This is a genomic window from Pseudomonas lactucae (genome assembly GCF_016937615.1).
In the GTDB taxonomy this organism is placed as follows: domain Bacteria; phylum Pseudomonadota; class Gammaproteobacteria; order Pseudomonadales; family Pseudomonadaceae; genus Aquipseudomonas; species Aquipseudomonas lactucae.
The window spans coordinates 1-9,053 of sequence record NZ_JAFHKI010000193.1; the positions used below are offsets into that span (position 1 = coordinate 1).

Annotated in this window: 5 protein-coding genes and 2 pseudogenes; 2 read left to right on the forward strand and 5 right to left on the reverse strand. The window is 63.8% G+C overall.

Going from position 1 to position 9,053, the window contains the following annotated elements; genetic code table 11:
- Positions 1–91: 91 nt before the first annotated feature.
- The 4 genes and pseudogenes from JWR98_RS27350 to JWR98_RS27365 form a co-directional block, all read right to left on the reverse strand.
- A pseudogene (locus tag JWR98_RS27350) lies at positions 92–1,332 on the reverse strand (thiolase family protein).
- On the reverse strand, positions 1,329–3,212 hold the full coding sequence (locus JWR98_RS27355; protein ID WP_205491709.1) for an AMP-binding protein: 1,884 nt from the start codon (positions 3,210–3,212) through the stop codon (positions 1,329–1,331). Before JWR98_RS27355 ends, JWR98_RS27350 begins: the two are co-directional and overlap by 4 nt.
- A gap of 62 nt (positions 3,213–3,274) precedes the next feature.
- Positions 3,275–4,723, reverse strand: coding sequence for an aldehyde dehydrogenase (locus JWR98_RS27360; RefSeq protein ID WP_205491710.1), 1,449 nt, complete (start codon positions 4,721–4,723; stop codon positions 3,275–3,277).
- A 76-nt stretch (positions 4,724–4,799) separates the two neighbouring features.
- Entirely contained in the window at positions 4,800–5,630 is an 831-nt protein-coding gene (locus JWR98_RS27365) for a p-hydroxycinnamoyl CoA hydratase/lyase (protein ID WP_017528275.1), read from the reverse strand.
- 217 nt (positions 5,631–5,847) lie between these two features.
- Here JWR98_RS27365 and JWR98_RS27370 point away from each other — a divergent pair, with 217 nt between their 5' ends.
- Positions 5,848–6,333 (forward strand): MarR family winged helix-turn-helix transcriptional regulator, encoded by a 486-nt coding sequence (locus JWR98_RS27370; protein ID WP_003173184.1) that lies wholly within the window; start codon positions 5,848–5,850, stop codon positions 6,331–6,333.
- A gap of 3 nt (positions 6,334–6,336) precedes the next feature.
- On the opposite strand, the gene JWR98_RS27375 is transcribed toward JWR98_RS27370, so the two are convergent.
- A complete protein-coding gene (locus JWR98_RS27375; protein ID WP_205491712.1) occupies positions 6,337–7,653 on the reverse strand; it encodes an OprD family porin in 1,317 nt (438 codons plus the stop codon).
- Positions 7,654–7,959: 306 nt separating this feature from the next.
- Here JWR98_RS27375 and mhpT point away from each other — a divergent pair.
- Positions 7,960–9,053, forward strand: a pseudogene (mhpT, locus tag JWR98_RS27380) (3-(3-hydroxy-phenyl)propionate transporter MhpT); the annotation flags it as partial.

Here is a 9,053-nt window from a genome sequence, read left to right on the forward strand (position 1 = left end):
CGGCAGCTGCGTACGGATTACCTATATCGGGAGCAAGCCCCTCCCACATTTAGATTGCGGGTGTCAGTAGATAGTCGCAGCTACCGAGCCGTCACGGCAGCCAGGCAGGGTTCTCGATCAGCAACGCCATCCCCTGCCCCCCACCCACACACGCAGCCGCAATCCCATAACGCAAATTGTGCCGACGCAGCTGCCGAGCCAGGCTCATGACCAGACGCAGACCGGTGGCCGCCAGCGGATGCCCCAACGCAAGAGAGCCGCCCTCGACGTTAAGACGCGTGCAGTCCAGCTCCAGCTCCTGGGCCACCGCCAGCACCTGCGCCGCCTGGGCTTCGTTGATCTCGAAACGACCAATATCGCCCAGGTTCAGCCCACTGCGCTGCAACAACAGGCGAATCGCCGGCGCCGGGCCGATGCCCATGTACTCAGGGGCCACCCCTACCACCGCACTGGCCACCAGCCAGGCCAGCGCCGGGCGCGAGCAGTCAGAGGCACGCCCGACCAGCGCCGCCGCCGCACCGTCGACCACCGCACAACTGTTGCCGGCGGTTTGCACCCCACCGGCATGGATTGCACGCAAACGCGCCAAGGCCTCCAGGCTGGTGGCCCGTGGATGGCTGTCCGCACTGACTGCACCCGCCTGACGCGCCAGAGTAATACTCCTCGACTGGTACCCTTCCAGTTCAAACACCTGGTTATCCACCGCCACGATCTCTTCAGCCCAGGCCCCCTCACCCTGCGCCTGCAACGCGCGCTGATGGCTGTCGCAGGCATACCGATCCACCGCCTCGCGGCTCAAGCCATAACGGCGCGCCAAGTTGTCGGCGGTGGCGATCATGTCCACCGCCGGGGCCGGATCGTACAACGCCTCCCAGAGAAAATCCTTGAACTGCACCTCGCCCCCCAGGCGAAACCCGCCCCGGTGGGTGTAGGCGGCAATCGGGTTGCGCGACATTGATTCAGCCGCCACGCACAACGCCAGTTGCGTCCCATCGCGCAGTTGCCCGGCGGCCTGGCGCAACAGCTCGAAACCGGTGGCGCAGATGCGCTGCACCCCCAGCGCCGGGACCGATTGCGCCACACCGCTGTACAACCCGATATGCCGTGGCAGCAAGTAGGCATCGAAACTGGCCTGGGCCATGGAGCCGGCCAGCACGCTGTCTACCGCCTGCGGTTCGATGCCGATGCGGCCAGCACTTCACGGCCGACCTTGATGCCCAGGTCGATGGGCGACACCAGCGACAGTGCCCCGCCGAGGTCGACCCAGGGTGTGCGCACCGCGTCGAAAATCGCCACATCGGTAAACGCCGCGTACTGCCCGGCGCCGCTCACGGCTTGGGCCCGGCGCGCAGGATCGTCGGATCTTCACCGCGATACAGCGCCTCGACCTTGGCCGCGCGCCATTGCAACACCGCGCGTTGGTTGATCGAGCCTTTGTCGGTGATTTCGCCACGGTCGATGGACGCCGCTTCGTCGAGTACGGCAATCCACTCCAGGCGACTGGCATTGCCGGTGGCCTCGCGATTGAGGCGCTGCAACCAGTCGCCGAACCACTGGCGCACCGGTGCGCTGGCGAGGACCTCGGCGTCGCTGGCATCAACGCTCAAGCCCGCCAGCCGGCGGCACTCGTAGAGCCTGGGGAATACCAGGGCGCCCAGGCATTCGCGGTCCGGTGCGGCGATCACCAGGTCCTGCACATACGGCGAGCCTTCGAGCACCGCGCGATTACGCATCGGGCCGACGCTGACAAATACCCCGGAAGACAGCTTGAAGTCCTCGGCGATGCGCCCGTCGAACATCAGCCCCAGTTGCGGCTGCTGAGGATCGGCGAGCTTGATTGCATCACCGGAACAGTAGAATCCCTGTTCATCGAACACCTCGGCGGTTTGCTCGGGCGCGCGCCAGTAACCCGGCATGATGTGCGGCCCGCGAAAGCGCCCTTCGAACTTGCCGTCCAGCGGCACCAGACGCACCTCGCACCCCGGTGCGGGCAAACCGATGTAACCGGCCATCGACAACGGTCCGGTGGTGAAGGTGCAGGACGGCGCGGCTTCGGTCATGCCCAGCCCGGCCATCATGCGGATGCGCTCGCCGCAGTGCAGCTCGGCCACGCGGTCGAGACGATCCCAGACACTTTGCGAGAGGCCGGCGGCGGCAAAGAAGAACAGTTTCATGCGCGCAAAAAACCGCTCGCGCAGCTCGGCGTCCTGTTCCAGGGCATTGACCAACTCTTCCCAGCCCTTGGGCACGGTCAGATAGGCCGTGGGCGAAATTTCCTTGAGATTGCGCAGGGTCTCGGCAATGCCCTGGGCGGTGGGTTTGCCATCGTCCAGGTAAAAGGTGCCGCCGTTATAGAGCACAATGCCGACGTTGTGGCTACCGCCAAAGGTGTGGTTCCACGGCAGCCAGTCCACCAGCACCGGTGGCTCCTCGCCGAACACCGGGAACGTCTGCAACAGCATCTGCTGGTTGGCGCAGAGCATGCGCTGGGTGGTGACCACGGCCTTGGGCAATTTGGTCGAGCCGGAGGTGAAGAGAAATTTAGCGATGCTGTCCGGGCCGGAGGCGTTGAACGCCGCCTCGGCCTCGGCACCACCCGGCGTTTGCAACAGGCTCGCAAAGCTGGCTTGAGTGCGTCCGGGCACCTCACCGCGCACGCAGATCAGCGGCGTGTCGGCCGGCAATACGGCCTCGATGGCGCGCTGATAAGCCGCCGCATCGCTGACGAACACCAGCCCCGGTTGCAGCAGCTCGCAGACATGGCGCAGCTTGGCGAAATCCTGGGACAACAACGCGTACGCAGGCGATACCGGGCAGTAGGGAATACCGGCGTACATGGCGCCGAGCGCTACTTGCAGATGCTCGATATCGTTGCCCGACAGCAACGCCAGCGGCTTGTGCGCCGACAGCCCGTAACTCAGCAAACCCTGGGCAATCGCACGCACGCTGTCGAGCATTTCCTGGTAGCTGACGCGACGCCACTCGCCGCCGGCCTGACGTGCGGCGATGAACGTCTGTTCGGGACGCACCTGGGCCCAATGCACCAGCCGGTCGAGCAAGCGCGGCGGCAACTCGGCCAGTGGCTCAAGGGAACGCATATGCAGCACGCCCTGTTCTTCAGTGACCTCGACCGGCGCATGGCCGATGGACACCGCGCGGTATCGCGGCGGGTGCTGCTCGGGCTGGGGTTGCGCTCTGAATTCGGAACTCACAAGGATGTCCTCCATCAAGGCGGGTCAACGCCGCCTTGTTATTGTTAGGTCGCGATGCCTGCTCAGATCGGGTAATGCCTGGGCCCGTTCTGCAAGGTCACCCAACGCAATTGCGTGAAGTGCTCGATCGCAGCCTTGCCGCCGAAACTGCCATAGCCGCTGGACTTGACCCCGCCGAAGGGCATCTGCGCTTCGTCATGCACGGTCGGGCCGTTGATATGGCAGATGCCCGATTCCACACGCTGCGCCAATGCCAGCGCACGCCCGGTGTCGCGGCTGAAGATCGCCGCCGACAGGCCGAATTCGGAGTCATTGGCCAGGCGCAGCAGCGCTTCATCACCGTCACCGCGCAGCAGCACCGCCACCGGGCCGAAGGACTCTTCGCGGTACAGACGCATGTGTTCGGTGACGCCATCGATGAGCGTCGGCTGCAGGATGCTGCCGTCCAATTGCCCGCCCGCCACCAGGCGTGCGCCCTTGGCCAGGGCATCGTCGATCAGGGCCTTGATGCGCGTACCGGCGTTGGCATCCACCAGCGAGCCCAGCACCGAATCCGGCGCGGCGGGATCGCCTGCGCGCAGGGTCGCAACCTTGGCCGCCAGTTTTGCGGTAAACGCATCGGCGACCTTGGCATCGACAATCAGGCGCTCGGTGGACATGCAAATCTGCCCCTGGTTGAAATAGGCGCCAAACGCCGCCGCATCCACAGCCGCATCCAGGTCGGCGTCGTCGAGCACCAGCAACGGCGCCTTGCCGCCCAGTTCCAGCAGGGCCGGCTTGAGGTGACGCGCCGAGAGCTCGCCAACAATCCGCCCGACATGGGTCGAACCCGTGAAATTGACCCGTCGCACCGCCGGGTTGGCGATCAGCCGCTCGACGATAGCGGCGGCATCCGCCGGGGCATTGCTGATGACGTTGACCACCCCATCACCGAGGCCGGCATCCTGCAACACCTGGCCGATCAGACGGTGCACCGCCGGGCTCAATTCCGAAGCCTTGAGCACCACGGTGTTGCCGCAGGCCAGCGGCATGGCGATGGCGCGAGTGGCGAGGATGACCGGGGCATTCCATGGCGCGATGCCCAGCACCACGCCGCATGGCTGACGCAGGGCCATGGCGAAACTGCCGGGCACATCGGAGGGGATGACGTCGCCGGTGATCTGGGTGGTCATCGACGCAGCTTCGCGCATGATGTTGGCCGCCAGGCGCACGTTAAAGCCATACCAGTTGGCCATGGCGCCGGTCTCGCCGGCAGCGGCAATAAATTCGGCGCTGCGCGCCTGCAATTGCTCGGCCGCCACGAGCAAGCGCGTGCGGCGCTCGTTGGGCGCCAGCGCGGCCCAAGTGGGGAACGCGGCCTGGGCCGCGGCCACGGCGGCGTCGGCATCTTCAAGGGTAGCGGCGGCGACCCGCGAGACCACTTCACCGGTCACCGGGTTGCGACGCTCAAAGGTTCGACCGTCGCGGGCGGGGCACGACTGGCCGCCAATCAATAGGGGCACGTCCAGCATGGTGATTCCTCTTTATTATCTTTATCGGGAATACGTTCAGCGTCGTCACAACAGTGCGGCCCGCAGGCCGCGTCTTTCAGCGTTTATACGCCTGCAGGCCAGGCTTGATGCTCTTGTCGTCGAGGAACTGCTTCATACCCTGCTCGCGACCGCCTTCGGTGTCGAGCAAGCGCGACTGATCGAGCTTGGCGTAGAGGTAATCCTCGTTCTGCTCCCAGGTCAGTTCGCGGCAACGCTTGAAGCCATGTTTGGCCGCGCGCAGCACCACCGGGTTTTTCTCCAGCAGGTTACGCGCCAGTTCGATGGTCACTTCGCGCAGTTGCGCCAACGGCACGCTCTCATTGACCAGGCCCATTTCGGCGGCCTTGCGCCCGTCAAAAGTCTTGCCGGTCATGATGTAGTACAGCGACTGACGATGGCCCACGGTGTCGGCCATGGCCTTGCTCACCAGGTTGCCCGGCGGGATGCCCCAGTTGATTTCCGAGAGGCCGAAAGTCGCTTCATCGGCGCAGATCGCCAGGTCGCACGCCACCAGCGGGCTGAAACCGCCACCGAAGCACCAGCCATTGACCATCGCGATGGTCGGCTTGGCGTACATGCGCAGCAGCTTCCATTGCCATTGCGAGGCTTCGCGGCGGATTTTTTCCTGGAGGATTTCCGGGCCGGCATCCACTTCGCGGAAGTATTCCTTGAGGTCCATGCCCGCGGTCCAGGCTTCACCGGCGCCGGTCAGCACCAGCACACCGGCGGCCGGGTCCTGCTCGAGGGTTTCCAGCACATCGATCATTTCCCGGTTGAGGGTCGGGCTCATGGCGTTGCGTTTTTCCGGGCGATTGAGAATGACCCAGGCAATGCCTTCCTCGATCTCGACTTTGACGGTGGTCCAGCGGCCTTCGTAATTGCTCATGGCGGTGCACTCTTGTTCTGGGGTGTGAAGATGATTCGAAATTAAACCGCAAATATAGTTATGTCAATTAACTATTAATCCGGATAACCAATATTTTATGGGGTATGACCGCTGCATTTTTTTCGGGCCGGGTAAAAAACCGGCATAGCCACGGCGCGTCAACCCCGGCAAACTAGATAGCCTTCTTAACCTCCACTTTCTGAGGATTGCACTGTCCATGGCCAAGCCTTCCAAAATCGCCGCCAGCCAGGCCCTGCCCGAACATGACGAGGGTCGGCCGCCGCTGGATTCAGCCCTGGACGATCTGATCGGTTATGCCATGCGCCGCGCCCAGCTCAAGCTGTTCCAGAACCTGATCGGCCGGCTGTCGGACCACGACCTGCGCCCGGCACAGTTCTCGGCCCTGGCAATCATCGAGCAGAACCCCGGGCTGATGCAGGCCGACCTGGCCCGTGCCCTGGCCATCGAACCGCCCCAGGTGGTGCCCTTGCTGAACAAGCTGGAAAGCCGCGCCCTCGCCGTGCGCGTGCGGTGCAAACCGGACAAGCGTTCCTACGGGATTTTCCTGAGCAAGACCGGCGAAGCGCTGCTCAAGGAGCTCAAGGACATCGCCGCGCAAAGCGACCTGAACGCCACCGCAGCCCTGGACGTCGAGGAACGTGCAGAGCTGCTGCGCCTGCTCAAGAAGGTCTATCAGGACTGATGTCTACCAGAGCGCCACGGTGTAGAGCACCAGGAAGCGCGTCTGATTTTCATCGCGAAACGCCGCGCCGCCCGGGAAGTCGTTGCGGTAGATCGACTTGCGCGTCATCAGCCCGACGTTCTTCAGCGGGCCGCTCTGGATCACGTAGCCCAGCTCCATCTGGAACTCGCGCTCCTTGCGATCCTCGGCATTGAAGGCTGTCAGCTCGATGTTGTCGCCGCGCACATAGCGCAGCCGGGTCTTCAAGCCCGGCACGCCTGAGGCGGCAAAATCATAGTCATAGATGGCCTGCCAGGTGCGCTCCTTGGCGTTGAGAAAGTCCGAACTCATGGTCAGTTCGCTCATGCCCATCAACTCGGTGCCGGAGATATACGGCGTGGCGGTTTCCCCACTGGAATGCATGTAGCCCAGGCTGACCCGATGGCCGCCCAGGCGGTAGCCGAACAGCGCCGAGAGGTTGCGGTTATCCACGTTGCCTGCCTTGGCGCTGCCGTCCTCACGACTGAAGAAACTGCGCAGGTCGCTGGTCAGCACGCCATCGCCCACCGGCAGGTTGTGCAGCAGTGCCAGGGTGTCCTGCTGGTAAAGGTCCGCGACCTCGGCGTGGTACACGCGCAGGCTGAGGTCTTTGTTGACCTGGTAATCGCCGCCCACATACGCCAGGTGCGAGGTGGTGGCCGTGGCGTTGAACCGGCGGTTGGGCGAGGCAATGGTCATGGCCTGGTAGTCGGTGGAGTCGCGCCTGTTGATGCGGTCGATGTAACCGGTGTTGAGGGTCAGGCCATCAATATCCTTGGAGCTCAGGGCGGTACCGCGAAAGGTCTGCGGCAGCAGGCGCGACGGGCTGGCGAAAGCGAACGGCAGGAAGATCGACACGTCGCCGGCCTTCACCGTGGTTTGGGCAAACCGCAGCTTGGCGGTCGGCGCCAGGCGCGAGTATTCATCGGCGGCACGCTTGTCGCTGGCCGACACCGGCAATAACTCGGTGCCGCTGCGGTCCGGCGACGAGTCGAGCTTGACTCCCATCAATCCACGCACATCCAGGCCAAAGCCGAGGGTGCCGGGGGTGTACCCCGATTCCAGGTTGAGCATGAACGCCTGGGCCCACTCACGCGCGGCCGTCTTGGCGCCGTCATCCTTGTAGTCACGGTCCAGGTAGTAATTGCGCAGCGTCAGGGTGCCGTGGCTGTCGTCGATAAACCCCGCCGCCCAGGACGCAGTGGGCAGCACACTCAACATCAACAGCGCGCTGATCAGGCAGGGAGTGCTGTTCGACACACGGCAGGTCGCCGCAACGGCGCCCATGGGGAGTTTTGGCATGTTCGATGTCCATTTTTGTTGTTGTTTTGGGGGTGACACGCGCTTGGCCCAAGCGGCTTCGCGGACAGAGAATGGAAACAGCAGAGCGCAGTCGTCAACTGCCACTGACCGATAATCGAACATTAATAAACGTATCTATTTTTGTTTTTTTCGCTACCGCGAATCTCAAACCGGCGACTTAGAGGGCCTGGATGCTGATGGTTGGCGCAGCGCCGCCGCCCTTCTTTTTATAGTTATATTTGTTATCTTGATTTCCAGCCGCCTCACGGCTCACCACGACAACAAAAACAACAATGAGGTTTGCCCATGAACAGTCCATCGCGTCGTTCGACGCTGACCATCGCTTTGTGCTTTATCGTTGCGCTGATCGAAGGTTTCGACCTGCAGGCCGCCGGCACCACCGCCGCAGGGTTGCGCCACAGCTTTGCCCTCGACCCGAAAATGCTCGGCTGGGTGTTCAGCGTCGGTATCATCGGCCTGTTGCCCGGGGCGTTCTTCGGCGGCTGGATCGCCGACCGTATCGGGCGCAAAAAAATCCTGGTACTGGCGGTGCTGCTGTTCGGGTTGTTCTCCCTGAGCACCGCGTTTGTCGACAGCTATGCAAGCCTGTTGCTGGTGCGCTTCCTCACCGGCCTGGGCCTGGGCGCCGCGCTGCCCAACCTGATCGCGCTGTGCGCCGAGGCGGTCAGCGAGCGCAATCGCGGCACCGCCATCAGCGTCATGTACTGCGGCGTGCCGCTGGGGGGCGCACTGGCCGCCGTGGTGGCGATGTTTTCCAGTGAACACTGGCAGACCACCTTTATCATCGGTGGCCTGGCACCCTTGCTGGCCGTGCCGTTGATGATCGTGCTGCTGCCGGAATCCAACGCCTTTCGCCAACAGTCGCACACCACGTCCGGCGCCCGTGCCTCTACCCGCCAGGCCTTGTTCGGTGACGGTCGCGCACGCACCACACTGGCGTTGTGGCTCAGTTATTTCTTCACCCTGACGGTGATGTACATGCTGCTCAATTGGCTGCCGTCGCTGTTGCTGGAACAAGGCTTCAGCAAACCCCAGGCGGGCCTGGTGCAGATGCTGTTCAATATCGGCGGGGCCCTGGGTTCGCTGCTCGGTGGCGTACTGCTGGACCGTTGCCACGCGCTCAAAGTGGTGCTGTTCGTGTACGCCGGGTTGCTGGCCGCGCTGGCCGGTGTCGGGCTGTCGGAGGGCATCGTGCCCATGGCCATCTTTGGTTTCGCCGCGGGATTGTTCATTTTGGCCGCGCAATTGGTGCTGTATGCCAGCGCCCCACCCGCTTATCCCGTCGCGGTGCGGGCCACCGGCGTGGGTGCGGCGTGGCCATCGGCGACTGGGGTCGGTGGCCGGGCCGCTGGCCGCCGGGCAACTGCTGGCAGCAGGCG